General features: G+C 51.2%; 12 protein-coding genes. All 12 read left to right on the top strand.

All coding sequences use genetic code 11. The annotated features are described in order from the left end of the window. Positions 1–119: 119 nt before the first annotated feature. Positions 120–314, top strand: coding sequence for a preprotein translocase subunit SecE (gene secE, locus ACFE7X_RS10460; RefSeq protein ID WP_022822111.1), 195 nt, complete (start codon positions 120–122; stop codon positions 312–314). Between the two features lie 11 nt (positions 315–325). Continuing rightward, positions 326–886: a transcription termination/antitermination protein NusG gene (gene nusG / locus ACFE7X_RS10455; protein ID WP_243797596.1), complete on the top strand. Its 561-nt coding sequence runs from the start codon at positions 326–328 to the stop codon at positions 884–886. Between the two features lie 193 nt (positions 887–1079). Next, entirely contained in the window at positions 1080–1523 is a 444-nt protein-coding gene (gene rplK / locus ACFE7X_RS10450; protein WP_375435608.1) for a 50S ribosomal protein L11, read from the top strand. Between the two features lie 19 nt (positions 1524–1542). Further along, the gene (gene rplA / locus ACFE7X_RS10445; RefSeq protein ID WP_375435607.1) at positions 1543–2238 is read left to right on the top strand and encodes a 50S ribosomal protein L1; all 696 of its coding nucleotides are present in this window, start codon (positions 1543–1545) and stop codon (positions 2236–2238) included. Between the two features lie 19 nt (positions 2239–2257). Then, positions 2258–2812, top strand: coding sequence for a 50S ribosomal protein L10 (rplJ, locus tag ACFE7X_RS10440; RefSeq protein WP_375435606.1), 555 nt, complete (start codon positions 2258–2260; stop codon positions 2810–2812). A 68-nt stretch (positions 2813–2880) separates the two neighbouring features. After that, positions 2881–3258: a 50S ribosomal protein L7/L12 gene (gene rplL / locus ACFE7X_RS10435; protein ID WP_375435605.1), complete on the top strand. Its 378-nt coding sequence runs from the start codon at positions 2881–2883 to the stop codon at positions 3256–3258. Positions 3259–3527: 269 nt separating this feature from the next. Then, positions 3528–7430, top strand: a complete 3903-nt coding sequence (gene rpoB, locus ACFE7X_RS10430; protein WP_375435604.1) for a DNA-directed RNA polymerase subunit beta — start codon at positions 3528–3530, stop codon at positions 7428–7430. Between the two features lie 340 nt (positions 7431–7770). Next, complete coding sequence (gene rpoC / locus ACFE7X_RS10425) at positions 7771–12123, top strand: DNA-directed RNA polymerase subunit beta' (RefSeq protein ID WP_375435603.1); 4353 nt, start codon at positions 7771–7773, stop codon at positions 12121–12123. 112 nt (positions 12124–12235) lie between these two features. Next, entirely contained in the window at positions 12236–12574 is a 339-nt protein-coding gene (locus ACFE7X_RS10420) for a DUF3467 domain-containing protein (RefSeq protein ID WP_375435602.1), read from the top strand. Positions 12575–12804: 230 nt separating this feature from the next. After that, a complete protein-coding gene (rpsL, locus tag ACFE7X_RS10415) occupies positions 12805–13227 on the top strand; it encodes a 30S ribosomal protein S12 (protein ID WP_375435601.1) in 423 nt (140 codons plus the stop codon). A gap of 85 nt (positions 13228–13312) precedes the next feature. Further along, positions 13313–13780: a 30S ribosomal protein S7 gene (gene rpsG, locus ACFE7X_RS10410; RefSeq protein WP_022822121.1), complete on the top strand. Its 468-nt coding sequence runs from the start codon at positions 13313–13315 to the stop codon at positions 13778–13780. Positions 13781–13884: 104 nt separating this feature from the next. Then, the gene (gene fusA, locus ACFE7X_RS10405; protein ID WP_375435600.1) at positions 13885–16029 is read left to right on the top strand and encodes an elongation factor G; all 2145 of its coding nucleotides are present in this window, start codon (positions 13885–13887) and stop codon (positions 16027–16029) included. The last annotated feature ends 12 nt before the right edge of the window (positions 16030–16041 follow it).

The raw sequence follows: 16041 nt of genomic DNA, 5'->3' as shown, positions 1-16041 counted from the left end.
GTAGAATAGAGGTCTCCAAAACCTTTGATGGGAGTTCGAATCTCTCCACTCGTGCTTCGAAAGGTTGCTTTTAATAGTAATCTTCAGTTAATCAAAAGTCAGCCATTAGGCAATGCATAATGAGTAAGCTAACTAAATACTTCCGCGATACCACTGAGGAGATGCGTTACAAAGTAACGTGGCCTTCTTTTGAGGAGCTTCAAAAAAGTGCCGGGTTGGTGCTTATTGGTTCGTTGGTTTTCGCTGCTGTTGTGGGTTTAATGGACGTAATTTTCAAAACCGGTCTGGAGGCGTTCTACAATTCCTTCCGTTAATCGGTCTACAGATGGGAGAGTTGAAGTGGTACGTAGTTCGTTCGGTGAGCGGGCAGGAGAAAAAGGCCAAGACCTATCTCGAAACTGAAATTGGCCGGCATGGTCTTTCTGACCTAATGCCCCAGGTGCTGATTCCAGCAGAAAAGGTGTATGAGATGCGCAACGGCAAGAAACGGGTGCGTGAACGTAATTTTTTTCCAGGCTACATCTTGATTCATGCTGACTTGTCGCATGGTGAAGTAGACCACATTATCACAAGTACGCCTGGCATCTTAGGCTTTCTGAGCGACAAAGAAGGCAAGACAGCCAACACGAAGCCAGTTCCACTTCGTCTAGCTGAAGTAAACCGTATCCTCGGCATAGTAGATGAGACGGAAGAGGAAGCAGCAACGTTGGAAACTCCTTTTGTAGTAGGAGAATTAGTAAAAGTAGTGGATGGTGCCTTCAGTGGTTTCTCAGGCAACGTGTCAGAGGTATTCGAAGAGCGTAAAAAGCTCAATGTTATTGTAAAAATATTTGGCCGTAGCACTCCTATGGAGCTGAGCTACACACAAGTTGAAAAAGAGTCATAACTGAGAACTTAGAGTTGAGAGCTTAGAATCCAGACATTTTATAGGTCTGAATTCTAAGCTCTCAACTCTAAGTTCCAGACAAGATAAACGTCGTCGGTTATCTACTCCGGACCGGCGGGGCTTCCACTCGGAGTTATCACAAAACTGCGGATGATGCGGGTTACGTCGCAGAGTCCAAAGCCTTACAAACCAAATGGCCAAGGAAATTAGAGGTTATCTGAAGCTTCAGATAAAGGGAGGTGCCGCGAATCCCGCGCCGCCGGTTGGACCTGCACTTGGTAGCAAAGGCCTTAACATCATGGAATTTTGCAAGCAGTTTAATGCTCGCACCCAAGATAAGGCCGGCCAAGTTTGTCCTGTACTCATCACCATGTATACCGACAAGTCTTTTGACTTCGTCGTGAAAACTCCTCCGGTACCAGTTCTCCTAAAGGAGGCTGCTAAGCTCCAGAGCGGTTCGAAAGAGCCTAACCGTAACAAGGTTGGTTCGGTGTCTTGGGACCAGGTGCGCACCATCGCTGAAACGAAGATGCCAGACCTGAACGCTTTCAAAGTGGAGTCGGCAATGCTGCAAGTAGCCGGTACGGCTCGTAGCATGGGCATCACTGTGTCGGGCACTTCTCCTTTCGCTGCATAACTTAACGACGGAGCAAGACATGGCACAAGTAAGCAAAAAACGCAAGGAAGCCCTTGCTAAGCACGATCTGACTCAGATTCGTACGCTGTTCGAAGCCGCCAAAGTGGTAAAGGATATTACCTATACCAAGTTTGACGCTTCAGTAGATATCGACGTTCGTCTCGGTGTTGATCCTCGCAAAGCCGACCAAATGGTGCGTGGCGTAGCTACGCTGCCCCATGGTACCGGCAAAACTGTACGCGTATTGGCGCTCGTGACTCCCGACAAGGAGGCTGAAGCTACTGCCGCTGGTGCAGATTATGTTGGTCTAGATGATTATATCTCGAAAATCGAGAAAGGCTGGACTGATATCGACGTTATCATCACGATGCCATCTGTAATGGCTAAGGTTGGTCGTTTGGGTCGGGTTCTCGGTCCTCGTGGTCTGATGCCAAACCCAAAGTCGGGTACGGTAACTACGGACGTGGCTAAAGCGGTGCAGGAAGTGAAAGCCGGTAAAATCGACTTCAAAGTCGACAAGACTGGTATCATTCACTGCTCGGTAGGCAAAGTGTCGTTCGATGAGCAAAAGCTCGCCGAAAACGCCATTGAAGTAATTCAGACGCTGACCCGTTTGAAGCCTTCTTCGTCTAAGGGCACATACATCAAGAGCATCACGCTCTCGAGCACGATGAGCCCAGCCGTTCCGGTTGACACGCAAGTAACTTCCGCTTAAGTAAAACCAACACGACGATATGAACCGGGAAGAAAAACAAGCCCTAGTCGACGAGTTGAGCGAGAAGTTTCAATCGCACAACGCGTTCTACATTGCCGACGCTTCGGGAATGTCGGTGGCGAAAATCAACGAATTCCGTCGCCTGTGCTTCAACCGTGGGATGGAGTACAAAGTGTACAAGAATACCTTCATCCGCAAAGCGCTTGACACCCTCGGTGGCGATACTGCTGAAATGGATGCTGCATTAGCTGGCCAGTCGGGCGTACTATTCTCGAAAGAATCGGGTTCGGCACCTGCTAAACTGCTAAAGGATTTCTACAAGGCGCAGAACTACGGCAAAAATGCTGTTCCAAAGCCAGCTTTGAAAGGCGCCTATATTGATGCTAGCATCTATGTTGGTTCCAACCAACTCGAGACGCTCAGCACGATTAAAGGCAAGCAGGAACTCATCGGTGATATCATCGGTCTGCTCCAGTCGCCTGCCAAGAATGTTATCTCTGCTCTGTCGAGCGGTGGCAACAAACTGGCTGGCATCCTCAAAACGCTTTCCGAAAAAGAAGAGGTTGCAGGCTAACCGCTGCTTATCTTTTTCACGCATACAATTCAAAAGTTCAACAACCCCTTTTTTAACAATCTACAGAAATGGCAGATTTGAAAGCATTCGCCGAGCAGCTCGTTAGCCTGACGGTAAAAGAAGTAAACGAGTTGGCTACTATCCTGAAGGACGAGTACGGCATCGAGCCTGCTGCTGCTGCTCCCGTAGCTGCTGCTGGTGGTGGTGCTGCTGTAGCTGAGGCTCCAGAAGAGAAAACTTCGTTCGACGTAATTTTGAAGGCTGCCGGTGGCGCTAAGCTGGCTGTTGTGAAGCTGGTGAAGGACCTGACCGGTCTTGGCTTGAAAGAAGCTAAAGAACTAGTTGACGGTGCTCCTAAGCCTTTGAAAGAAGGTGTAACCAAAGACGAAGCTGAGTCGCTGAAGAAGCAGCTGGAAGAAGCTGGTGCTGAAGTAGAGGTTAAGTAATTACCCTGCAACGCCGCTTTTAACCAATAAATAAGGGGAGGCCTGGCAACTAAGCCAGGTCTTTTCCTGTTTGTAGGCAACAAACTATACTGAAGTTCGTTTGCACGCCGCTTTGCGGCTTTTTGTGCCTACGGATCTTGATGCGTGAAGTTCTGCTTCGCGCTTCTGTGTATCGGCTAAGTAAGCTTTCAGATTGCTTACCGATAATTTGTCACCATTTATTTGGTGAGTCAGTGCTTTCCCAGTGTCATTTCTTAACCCCATATACATTGGCTACACCGAACGCACAAACTGCATTGCAGAAGCTGCAGGCCGCTGACGAGCGGATCAATTTTGCCAAGATTAAAAAGGTTATCGAGTATCCGGATTTCCTAGACGTGCAGGTTCGCTCGTTCATGGACTTCTTCCAATTGGAGACGGCTGCCGAAAACCGAACTGATGAGGGTCTTTTCAAAGTATTCGCCGAGAACTTTCCGATTTCGGACTCGCGCGAAAATTTTGTTCTAACCTTCATCGACTACCACGTAGATCCTCCGAAGTATTCGGTGGATGAGTGTATCGACCGTGGCTTGACGTATTCAGTGCCTTTGAAAGCTAAGTTGCGCCTAGTCTGCAATGATACGGACAACGAGGATTTTGAAACTATCGAGCAGGAAGTGTTTTTAGGGAACATCCCCTATATGACCGAGAAAGGCTCGTTCGTTATCAACGGTGCTGAGCGTGTTATTGTATCGCAATTGCATCGTTCGCCGGGCGTGTTCTTTGCTCAGAGCAAGCACACCAACGGTACCAAGCTGTACTCGGCTCGTATCATTCCGTTCAAAGGCTCGTGGATTGAGTTTGCCACGGACGTGAACAACGTAATGTACGCTTACATCGACCGGAAGAAGAAGTTCCCGGTTACTACGCTGCTCCGCGCTATCGGTTACGGCACCGACAAAGACATTCTCGATTTGTTCGGGCTGTCGGAAGAGGTGAAGGCTGACCGCAAGAACTTGAAGCGCGCCGTTGGCCGTAAGCTGGCTGCTCGGGTGCTGCGCACTTGGACGGAAGACTTCGTAGACGAGGATACCGGTGAAGTGGTTTCCATCGACCGCAACGAAGTGTTGCTTGAGCGGGACTCGACCATTCAGGAAGACGACATCGAAACGATTCTCAATGCAGGCCCGAAGTCGGTGATTCTGCACAAAGAGAACGTGAACATTGCGGACTTCGCTATCATATATAACACGCTTCAGAAGGATAACTCCAACTCGGAGAAAGAAGCCGTTGAGCAGATCTACCGTCAACTCCGGAATACGGAGGCTCCTGACGAAGAAACTGCCCGCGACATCATCCAGAAGCTGTTCTTCTCGGATAAGCGCTACGACCTCGGTGACGTAGGCCGCTACCGTATCAATAAAAAGCTTGGTATCGATATGAGCCAAGAGGCTCGGGTGTTGACCAATCAGGACATTGTGCTGATTGTGAAATACCTGATCGGTCTGATCAACTCGAAGGCCATTGTCGATGACATTGACCACTTGAGCAACCGCCGGGTGCGCACGGTAGGGGAGCAGCTGTATGCTCAGTTTGGCGTAGGTCTGGCCCGTATGGCGCGTACCATCAAGGAGCGCATGAACGTGCGTGACAATGAGGATTTCAAGCCAGTTGACCTAATCAACGCCCGTACCCTGTCGAGCGTGATTAACTCGTTCTTCGGTACCAACCAGCTTTCGCAGTTCATGGACCAAACCAACCCGCTGGCCGAGGTGACGCACAAACGTCGTGTATCGGCACTCGGGCCAGGAGGTCTGTCGCGCGAGCGTGCTGGTTTCGAAGTACGTGACGTTCACTACACCCACTACGGCCGTCTGTGCACCATCGAAACGCCGGAAGGACCGAATATCGGTCTGATTTCGTCGCTTTGCGTGCATGCTCGGGTTAACTCGATGGGCTTCATCGAGACGCCTTACCGCAACGTAGAGGGCGGCAAGGTTGACGTTAGCTCGAACGTGAAATACTTGACGGCTGAAGAAGAAGACACGCACCACATCGCGCAGGCTAACGCTCGCATCGATGAAGAAGGCAACTTCACTAACGAGCTTGTAAAAGGTCGTTTTGAAGGTGACTTCCCGGTTGTAGGTCCTTCGGAATATAGCTATATGGACGTAGCTCCTAACCAGATTGTGTCGGTTGCTGCTTCGTTGATTCCGTTTCTAGAGCACGATGACGCTAACCGGGCCCTAATGGGCTCGAACATGCAGCGTCAGGCCGTACCGCTGCTGAAAGCCGAGGCTCCGATTGTGGGCACTGGTCTGGAAGGCCGCGTAGCCAGCGATTCCCGCACTTTAGTAGTAGCGGAAGGCAACGGTGTAATCGACTATGTAGATGCTAACCGCATCGTGGTGCGTTACGACTTGACAGAAGACGATATCCTTGTAAGCTTCGATGCTGAGAAGATTTCGTATGACCTCATCAAGTTCCGCCGCACTAACCAGGATACTTGCATCAACCTAACGCCGCTGGTGAAGACTGGTGAGCGGGTGGTGAAAGGCCAAGTACTCTGCGAAGGCTATGGCACCAACAAAGGTGAACTGGCTCTTGGCCGTAACATGCAGGTGGCCTTCATGCCATGGCAGGGTTACAACTTCGAGGATGCCATCGTTATTTCCGAGAAAGTAGTGCGCGATGACATCTTCACTTCAATTCACATCGAGGAATTCGAGTTGGAAGTGCGCGAAACCAAGCGTGGTGAAGAAGAGTTGACTTCGGAGATTCCAAACGTGAGCGAAGAGGCTGTCCGTAACCTCGACGACAACGGTATCATTCGTTTGGGCGCTGAGGTGAAAGAAGGTGACATTCTTATCGGTAAAATCACGCCGAAAGGTGAGACTGACCCAACGCCGGAAGAGAAGCTACTTCGTGCCATCTTTGGTGACAAAGCGGGCGACGTGAAGGATGCCTCGCTTAAGGCGCCGCCATCCTTAAATGGTGTTGTTATCGGTACCAAGCTGTTCTCACGTCCTAAGAAAGACAAAAACCTCCGAGCTAAGTCGAAGAAGGAAGTGGAAGAGTTGAAAGACGCTTACGCCAAGGAGCTTCGTGCTGTAAAGGTTGTAATGGTCGACAAACTGGTGCAGTTGCTGGAAGGCAAAACTTCGCAAGGAGTGAAACACAAGTTTGGCGATGAAATCTTGTCAAAAGGGGTAAAGTTCGGAAAGAAGAACATAGCTGAAGCGCTCTTCCCTGAGAAGAACCCTTACAAAGACGAGAGCAACTACGCTGTGCCCGAAGAGGTCAATATGTTCAAGGACCTCGTTCTTGAAGGTTGGACGGCTGATGCTCGTGTGAACACCATGGTGACGCAACTAGTGAAGAACTACGCTAAGCGCCGCAACACCATCACGGCCCGCTTCAAGCGCGACCGGTTCACGCTGGAAGTAGGTGACGAACTGCCAGCAGGCATCGTGCAGCTAGCCAAAGTATACATCGCCAAGAAGCGCAAGCTGAAAGTAGGTGATAAAATGGCTGGTCGTCACGGTAACAAAGGGGTGGTAGCCCGCATCGTGCGCGATGAGGATATGCCGTTCCTGCCCGATGGTACGCCAATGGACATCGTGCTCAACCCGCTTGGTGTACCGAGCCGGATGAACATCGGTCAGATTTACGAGACAGTGTTAGGTTGGGCTGGCCTCAAGCTAGGTCGTACTTATGCTACCCCAATTTTTGACGGTGCTACCGAAGCGGAAGTATCAGCTGAGTTGACGGAAGCTGGGTTGCCAACTTTCGGCCGCGCGTATCTACACGATGGCCTCACGGGCCAAAAGTTCGACCAACCGGTAACGGTTGGGGTGATTTACATGCTGAAGCTGGGCCACCTTGTTGATGACAAGATGCACGCTCGTTCTATCGGGCCGTACTCGCTCATCACGCAACAGCCGCTGGGTGGTAAGGCGCAGTTCGGCGGTCAGCGCTTCGGCGAGATGGAAGTATGGGCGCTGGAGGCCTTCGGTGCTTCCAACGTACTTCAGGAAATCCTAACGGTGAAGTCGGACGACGTGGTAGGCCGTGCTAAAGCGTACGAAGCCATTGTAAAAGGTGACGTGTTGCCGAAGCCAAATATCCCCGAGTCATTCAACGTACTCATTCACGAACTGCGTGGTCTGGCCCTGGAAATCACATTAGAGTAATGTTTGTTGATAAGTAGCTGCCGGTGCTTCGGTAGCGGCAGCTACTTGCTCAATATATATAGATAGCGGCCGAAAGGTTCGACAACAGTTGCTTCCGGAGCCGTTCCGAGATAGGTCAGAGTGGCAGTGATTCCGGAGGCATTTGGCCGCGAAAAGGTTCGTGTTTGTTGAGGGACGAACCATAGTATTTTAAGACTTAGTGAAATCTACTGCACGGCGTACCTATCCGGTCTGCAGAGCACTTTCACTAGAGTCGAACTGTTTTGATTACTCGCGCTGCTCTTAAGAGGGGCGGAACAATCAAACAGACCACAAAGCCAACAGCTAACAGCTTCTCTACATGGCGTTTGCAAAAAACAAAAAACTGGTACAGGACTTCTCGAAAGTCACTATCTCGCTGGCCTCTCCCGAATCCATCTTGGAGCGGTCGAACGGAGAAGTGGTGAAGCCAGAGACGATTAACTACCGGACGTACAAGCCCGAGATGGGCGGCTTGTTCTGCGAGCGGATTTTCGGTCCCGTAAAGGACTGGGAATGCCACTGCGGTAAATACAAGCGCATCCGGTACAAAGGCATCATCTGCGACCGTTGCGGCGTAGAGGTGACCGAAAAGAAAGTACGTCGGGAGCGGATGGGCCACATCGAATTGGTGGTGCCTGTTGCGCATATCTGGTACTTTAAGTCCCTGCCCAACAAAATCGGCTACCTGCTAGGCTTGCCTACCAAGAAGCTCGACCAGATTATTTATTACGAGCGTTACGTAGTAGTGCAATCGGGTGTGCTCGCCGAAGAAGGCGTGCAGCAGCTCGACTTCCTCACCGAAGATGAGTACCTCGACATCATCGACAAGCTCCCCCGGGAGAACCAGATGCTGCCGAATGAGGACCCGAATAAATTCATTGCCCGTATGGGTGCCGATGCGCTACAACTACTGTTGGAGCGGATCAACCTCGACGAACTATCGTACTCGCTGCGCGACTCTGCTGCGCACGAAACGTCGCAGCAGCGTAAGGCAGAAGCTCTAAAGCGCCTGCGTGTAGTGGAAGCTTTCCGCGATGCTGCTACTCGCGTGGAGAACAAGCCCGAGTGGATGGTAATCCGCATGGTGCCGGTGATTCCACCGGAACTGCGCCCCCTCGTGCCATTGGATGGTGGCCGTTTTGCTACCTCTGACTTGAACGACTTGTACCGTCGCGTTATCATCCGTAACAACCGCCTCAAGCGCCTGATCGAAATCAAAGCGCCCGAAGTAATTCTGCGGAATGAAAAGCGCATGTTGCAAGAAGCTGTAGATTCGCTCTTCGACAACTCACGTAAGGTTAACGCCGTGCGTGCCGAAGGCAACCGTGCGCTGAAGTCGCTGTCCGATATGCTGAAAGGCAAGCAGGGCCGCTTCCGTCAGAATCTGCTCGGTAAGCGTGTCGACTATTCTGGTCGTTCGGTTATTGTGGTAGGTCCTGAGCTGAAACTGCACGAATGCGGTCTGCCAAAAAACATGGCGGCCGAGCTGTTTAAGCCGTTCATCATCCGTAAGCTCATCGAGCGCGGCATTGTGAAGACGGTAAAATCAGCGAAGAAAATCGTTGACCGCAAGGACGCTGTGGTGTGGGACATCTTGGAGAACGTATTGAAGGGCCATCCGGTCCTGCTGAACCGTGCTCCTACCTTGCACCGCTTAGGTATCCAAGCGTTCCAGCCGCGTCTCATCGAGGGTAAAGCAATCCAGTTGCACCCACTCGTATGTACTGCTTTCAACGCTGACTTTGACGGTGACCAAATGGCTGTGCACGTTCCTCTAGGACCGGCCGCTATTCTGGAAGCCTCTATGCTCATGCTTGCCTCGCACAACATCCTGAACCCCGCCAACGGCGCACCAATTGCGGTGCCGTCGCAGGACATGGTTTTAGGCTTGTACTATGTAACAAAGGGCAAGCGCAGCACCGACGACGAGAGCATCCAAGGCGAAGGCCGCGTGTTCTACTCGGACGAGGAAGTTGTTATTGCTATCAACGAAGGCCAGCTTTCCAAGCACGCCTATATCAAGGTGCGCACGCAGGTTCGCGACGAGAACGATAACCTTGTAACGAAAATCATCGAGACTGTAGCTGGCCGCGTGCTGTTCAACCAGCTCGTACCAACGGAAGTGGGTTTCGTGGACGAGCTACTGACCAAAAAGAAGCTCCAGCAAATCATTTCGATGGTATTCAAGCGGACCGGTATGGCCCGCACCGCACAGTTCCTCGACGACATTAAAACGCTCGGCTTCCAGTCAGCTTATAAAGGTGGTCTATCGATGGGTCTGGGTGATATCAACATCCCGAAAGAGAAAGATGCCCTGATTCTGCAAGCGCAGAACGACGTGAAGGCCGTTACTCAGAACTACCAGATGGGTCTGATTACCGACAACGAGCGTTACAACCAGGTTATTGACATCTGGACCCGCATCAACAACCAAATCACGGAAACTCTCATGGGTCGTCTTGAAAAAGAGGACCAGGGCTTCAACTCAATTTACATGATGATGCACTCCGGAGCTCGTGGTTCGCGTGAGCAGATTCGTCAGCTCGGCGGTATGCGGGGTCTGATGGCTAAGCCTCAGAAGTCGTTGCAAGGTTCGGTAGGTGAGATCATCGAAAACCCAATTCTGTCTAACTTCAAAGAAGGCCTAGACGTAATCGAGTACTTTATTTCGACCCACGGTGCCCGTAAGGGTCTGGCCGACACCGCCTTGAAGACGGCTGACGCTGGCTACCTGACGCGTCGTTTGGTAGACGTATCGCAGGACGTTATTGTGAACGAGCCGGACTGCGGCACGTTGCGCGGTATCGAAACCTTTGCGTTGAAAGACAACGAGGACGTAGTAGAGCCACTGTCGGAGCGTATTTTGGGCCGTGTGAACGTACACGATATCATCGATCCGCTAACCGACGAAGTAATTCTGCTGGCTGGCGAAGAAATTACCGAAGACATCACGCGGCGCATTGACAATACGAGCATCGAGTCGGTGGAAATCCGTTCAGTACTGACTTGCGAATCGAAGCGTGGTATTTGTGCCAAGTGCTATGGCCGTAACCTGTCGTCGGGCCGTATGGTCCAGAAAGGGGAAGCAGTTGGCGTAATTGCGGCACAGTCCATCGGTGAGCCAGGTACTCAGCTCACGCTGCGTACGTTCCACGTAGGTGGTACAGCTTCCAACATTGCGGTGGAAGCCAACCTAAAAGCCAAGTTCACCGGCGTTGTCGAGTTCGAAGATATCCGCACCGTAGATTCCGTAACCGCCGATGGCGAGACGGCCACCGTGGTGATGGGTCGCTCGGGCGAGGTGCGTATCGTAGAGAAAGGCACCGGCAAAGTGTTTATCTCCAATCACGTTCCGTACGGTTCATTCTTGCTTGTGCAGGAAGGCCAGGAGGTGGAGAAAGGCACCGAGCTTTGCAATTGGGACCCGTACAACGCCGTCATCCTGGCGGAGTTCGATGGTACGGTTCAGTACGACGCCATCACGGAAGGTATCACCTACCGCGAGGAGTCGGATGAACAGACTGGTCACCGTGAGAAAGTGATTATCGAATCGAAGGCTAAGGACCAGAATCCGTCCATTATTGTTCGTCCTGGTAAGAAGGGTGAAGAAGAAGGACAGCGTGGTTACAGCATCCCGGTAGGTTCGCACTTGAACGTGGAGAATGGCCAGAAAATCAAAGCTGGTTATATCCTGGCTAAGATTCCGCGTGCCGTGGGCAAAACCCGCGACATCACCGGTGGTCTGCCCCGTGTCACGGAACTCTTTGAAGCTCGTAACCCCTCAAACCCGGCTGTTGTGTCGGAAATTGATGGTGTTGTAACGTATGGTACTGTGAAGCGTGGTAACCGTGAAATCTTCGTGGAGTCGAAAGACGGCGTTAAGAAGAAGTACATGGTGCCTTTGTCCAAGCACATCCTTGTACAGGATAACGACTTCATCCGGGCTGGTATGCCCCTCTCCGACGGGGCCATCACGCCATCCGATATCCTGAGCATTCAGGGTCCGGGTGCCGTGCAAGAATACCTCGTGAACGAGATTCAAGAAGTATACCGCCTACAAGGTGTGAAAATCAACGATAAGCACATCGAGGTGGTAGTTCGCCAGATGATGCAGAAAGTTGTAATTCTGGATGCTGGTGACACCTCATTCCTCGAAAACCAGGTAATCGACAAGATTATCTTCATGGAGGAGAACGATACCATCATCGACATGAAGGTAGTAACCGTGGCCGGCGACTCGCCGAACCTGAAGCCTGGTCAGATTGTGAGTGCCCGCCGCCTGCGCGACGAGAACTCCAGCCTGCGCCGCCGCGACCTGCAACTGGTGGAAGTACGCGACGCTCAGCCGTCCGTATCTCGTCCGACGCTGCAAGGTATCACGCAGGCTTCGTTGGGTACCCAGTCGTTCATCTCGGCCGCATCCTTCCAGGAGACGACCAAGGTGCTGTCGGAAGCTGCCATCCGTGGCAAGGCCGACGAACTGTTGGGTCTGAAAGAGAACGTAATCGTTGGCCACCTCATTCCGGCCGGTACCGGTCTGCGCGAGTATACGCGTCAGATTGTTGGCTCGAAAGAGGAAATGGAAGCGCTGCAAGCGCCAAAGGCCGAGGAAACCGTTGCTCCAGCCAAGCGCCCGGCCCGTGCCTCACGCCGCGAATCGGTTCAGGACTAGTCCTGCGTTAAATGAATAAGGGAAGCCGGCCGGAGCAATTCGGTCGGCTTTTTCTTTATTAGTGGTTTCAATCAAAAGGCCAGAACATTGGCGACCTTTTACTTTCTCTTATATGAATCAACCCCAACAGCCCGACCCAAACGTACCACAAGACCCCAACGCTATTAACATCGAACTCTCTGAAGAAATAGCGGAGGGAGAGTATGCCAATCTTGCTATGATTGCCCATAGCAGCAGCGAGTTTGTTATTGACTTCATCCGGTTGATGCCAGGATTGTTAAAAGCCAAGGTGAAGGCTCGCATCGTTATTACCCCTGAACATGCTAAGCGGCTTCATGCTGCGCTAGGGGAAAATATAGAGCGGTTTGAACAGGCGTTTGGCACTATTAAAGCGCAACAAGATGTTCCGAACTATCCAGTAGGGTTTGGCGGAAAGATAGGGGAGGCATAGTCTCAACGAATACTTCTACAAGCAAACGTTTCTGGTCCTCTACAGAAGCGTTTTCTTGTTTAATACCTACCTAAACTCAAGTTTAAAATGCTGTAAAGTGAGTTGAACATAGGTGGTTAGTTTTCTCTAAAATTAACTGTTTCAACCCGTTTGCTATTTCAACTCAACTTCTATACCTTTGCAAGCCTAATTTTTTGGGAGAGAACCCTCCTTGACAAAACATACTTTAAATGCCTACCATCAATCAGTTAGTACGAAAAGGCCGCGAGAAGCTGACGACAAAGTCGAAGTCGCCGGCTCTTGATTCGTGCCCGCAGCGTCGTGGCGTTTGCACCCGCGTATACACCACCACGCCTAAAAAGCCGAACTCGGCTATGCGTAAAGTAGCCCGTGTGCGCCTCACCAATGGCAAAGAAGTCAACGCCTACATTCCAGGCGAAGGCCACAACCTGCAGGAGCACAGCATCGTGCTAATTCGTGGTGGCCGCGTAAAAGACTTGCCCGGTGTTCGTTACCATATCATTCGTGGTGCCTTGGACACTGCCGGCGTAAATGGTCGTACGCAGCGTCGCTCGAAATATGGTGCTAAGCGTCCGAAGCCCGGCCAGCCAGCCGCAGCTGCTAAAGGTGCACCAGCTAAGAAGAAAAAGTAATTGAAACCGAGTGAGGTAGCGCGAAGTGCTGGATAGCACATGGTTCTTATCCCACTTCCCATTGCCTCAACTCATTTCTATACCCATGAGAAAGTCAAAACCAAAGAAGCGTATCCTCCTGCCCGATCCTAAGTACAAGGAGACGCTAGTAACCCGTTTCGTCAATTACATGATGTATGACGGGAAGAAAAACTTGGCGTACACTATTTTCTACGATGCTTGTGAGCTAGTAGAGCAGCGTACCAAAGAGAGCGGTGTTGAAATGTGGCGTAAGGCACTGAACAACGTGATGCCAACCGTAGAAGTGAAGAGCCGCCGCGTAGGTGGTGCTACCTTCCAGGTTCCAATCGAGGTTCGTCCTGATCGTCGTATTTCAGTAGGCGCCAAGTGGCTGATTCAGTACGCTCGTCGTCGTGGTGAAAAAACCATGAAAGACAAATTGGCTGGCGAAATTATCGCGGCCGCCAAAGGTGAAGGTGCTGCCGTTAAGAAGAAAGACGATACGCACCGGATGGCGGAAGCCAACAAAGCCTTCTCGCATTTCCGCTTCTAAAAAAATGAGTGATTGAGTGAATGAGTGATTGGGTTTAATGGTTAAGACCACAAACTCAACAATCACTTATTCACTCATTCTCTCATTCACTCATATAAAGAGACATGGCTGTTAACAAAGACCTGCAATACCTCCGCAACATTGGTATTATGGCGCACATCGACGCCGGTAAGACCACAACCTCGGAGCGCATTCTTTACTATACCGGTAAGACCCACAAAATCGGAGAAGTGCACGAAGGTGCCGCCACGATGGACTGGATGGAGCAGGAACAAGAGCGTGGCATCACTATCACCTCGGCTGCTACTACCACGTTCTGGAACTACCCGACCGATGCGCAAGGCGACCCAACTCCGGACACCAAACAGTATAAAATCAACCTTATTGACACCCCTGGCCACGTTGACTTCACAGTAGAAGTTGAACGTTCGCTGCGGGTTCTTGATGGTGCCGTTGCTTTGTTCTGCGCCGTATCGGGTGTGGAGCCGCAATCGGAAACTGTATGGCGTCAGGCCGACAAGTACAAAGTGCCACGCATCTGCTTCGTCAACAAGATGGACCGTGCAGGTGCTGACTTCTTCAAAGCCGTAGCTGAGATTAAAGACAAATTGGGTGCTAACCCAGTACCGTTACAAATTCCAATCGGAGCCGAAGACACGTTCAAGGGTGTTGTCGATTTGCTGACTGGCAAGGCTATCGTATGGGATGATGCTACCCAAGGCAAGGCGTATCACGAAATACCAGTTCCAGAGGATCTGGTGGAGACGGTTGCTGAATGGCGTCAGAAGCTGATAGAAAGCGTTGCTGAATATGACGAAGTTCTATTAGAGAAATTCTTTGATGATCCGGATAGCATCACACGTGAAGAAATGATGGTTGTTATCCGCCAAGCGGTTATCGACATGAAATTCTCGCCTGTAATGTGCGGCTCAGCTTTCAAAAACAAAGGCGTACAGTCAATGCTCGACGGTGTAATGGCCTACTTGCCTTCACCTCTCGACATGCCTGCCATCATCGGTACTAATCCCGAAAGCGGCGAGGAAATCGAGCGTCACCCTGACAACGACGAGCCTTTCACTGCGCTAGCTTTCAAAATTGCTACTGACCCCTTTGTAGGTCGTCTGTGCTTCTTCCGCTGCTACAGTGGGGTGCTTGATGCTGGTTCGTATGTGTTCAACAACCGTACGGGCAAGAAGGAGCGTATCTCGCGTTTGATGCAGATGCACTCCAACAAGCAGAACCCAATCGATAAGATCCAAGCCGGTGACATTGCTGCTGGTGTTGGTTTCAAAGACATCAAGACAGGTGACACGCTGACCGACGAAAAGTCGCGCATCGTACTCGAATCGATGTCGTTCCCTGAGCCTGTTATCGGTTACGCAATTGAGCCTAAAACTCAAGCAGACGTTGATAAGATGGGTATGGCTATTGCCAAACTGGTTGAAGAAGATCCTACCCTTGTGGTACAGACTGACCCCGAGACGGGCCAGACCGTACTGAAAGGTATGGGTGAGCTTCACCTTGAAATCATTATCGACCGTATGCGTCGTGAGTTCAAGGTGGAAATCAACCAGGGCGCTCCAATGGTTGCTTACAAAGAGGTTCTCACCAAAACGGTTGAACACCGTGAGACTTACAAGAAGCAGACCGGTGGTCGTGGTAAGTTTGGTGACATCGTATTCGAACTTGGCCCAAAACTGGTTGATCCAGAGAAGCCAGGTCTGGAGTTCGTGAACGACATCACGGGTGGTGTTATTCCTCGCGAATTCATCTCGCCGGTTCAGAAAGGTTTCGAAGAAGCCATGAAGAATGGTCCGTTGGCAGGCTTCCCCATTGAGGGTATGCGTGTTCGCCTCTTCTTCGGTTCTTACCACGACGTTGACTCGGACGCTCTGTCGTTCGAACTAGCAGCTCGCGGTGGTTTCCGTGAAGCCGGTAAGAAAGCCGGTCCGAAATTGCTCGAGCCGATTATGGCTGTAGAAGTGGTTTCGCCAGACGAGTACACCGGTCCAGTAACGGGTGACTTGAACCGTCGTCGCGGTATCATGAAAGGCATGGACACCAAAGGTGGTGCTCAGGTTATCAAAGCTGACGTTCCACTATCGGAGCTGTTCGGCTACGTAACATCGCTGCGTACGATTTCTTCGGGCCGTGCTTCGGCTTCGTTGACTTTCTCGCACTACGATCAAGTGCCGCAAAACTTGGCTGACGCCATCATTGCTAAGCAAAAGGGTAACGCCATCCGCTAATCCGCTTTCACA

The organism is uncultured Hymenobacter sp., assembly GCF_964242765.1.
In the GTDB taxonomy this organism is placed as follows: Bacteria; Bacteroidota; Bacteroidia; order Cytophagales; family Hymenobacteraceae; genus Hymenobacter.
This window is presented reverse-complemented; position numbering and strand designations above follow the sequence as displayed.

Bases quoted from the DNA above. Each gene is read 5' to 3' on its own strand.
- ACFE7X_RS10420 (WP_375435602.1), top strand. From the start codon at position 12,236: ATGAATCAACCCCAACAGCCCGACCCAAACGTACCACAAGACCCCAAC.
- rplJ (WP_375435606.1), top strand. From the start codon at position 2,258: ATGAACCGGGAAGAAAAACAAGCCCTAGTCGACGAGTTGAGCGAGAAG.
- rplA (WP_375435607.1), top strand. From the start codon at position 1,543: ATGGCACAAGTAAGCAAAAAACGCAAGGAAGCCCTTGCTAAGCACGAT.
- secE (WP_022822111.1), top strand. From the start codon at position 120: ATGAGTAAGCTAACTAAATACTTCCGCGATACCACTGAGGAGATGCGT.
- rpsL (WP_375435601.1), top strand. From the start codon at position 12,805: ATGCCTACCATCAATCAGTTAGTACGAAAAGGCCGCGAGAAGCTGACG.
- fusA (WP_375435600.1), top strand. From the start codon at position 13,885: ATGGCTGTTAACAAAGACCTGCAATACCTCCGCAACATTGGTATTATG.
- nusG (WP_243797596.1), top strand. From the start codon at position 326: ATGGGAGAGTTGAAGTGGTACGTAGTTCGTTCGGTGAGCGGGCAGGAG.
- rpoC (WP_375435603.1), top strand. From the start codon at position 7,771: ATGGCGTTTGCAAAAAACAAAAAACTGGTACAGGACTTCTCGAAAGTC.
- rplL (WP_375435605.1), top strand. From the start codon at position 2,881: ATGGCAGATTTGAAAGCATTCGCCGAGCAGCTCGTTAGCCTGACGGTA.
- rpsG (WP_022822121.1), top strand. From the start codon at position 13,313: ATGAGAAAGTCAAAACCAAAGAAGCGTATCCTCCTGCCCGATCCTAAG.
- rplK (WP_375435608.1), top strand. From the start codon at position 1,080: ATGGCCAAGGAAATTAGAGGTTATCTGAAGCTTCAGATAAAGGGAGGT.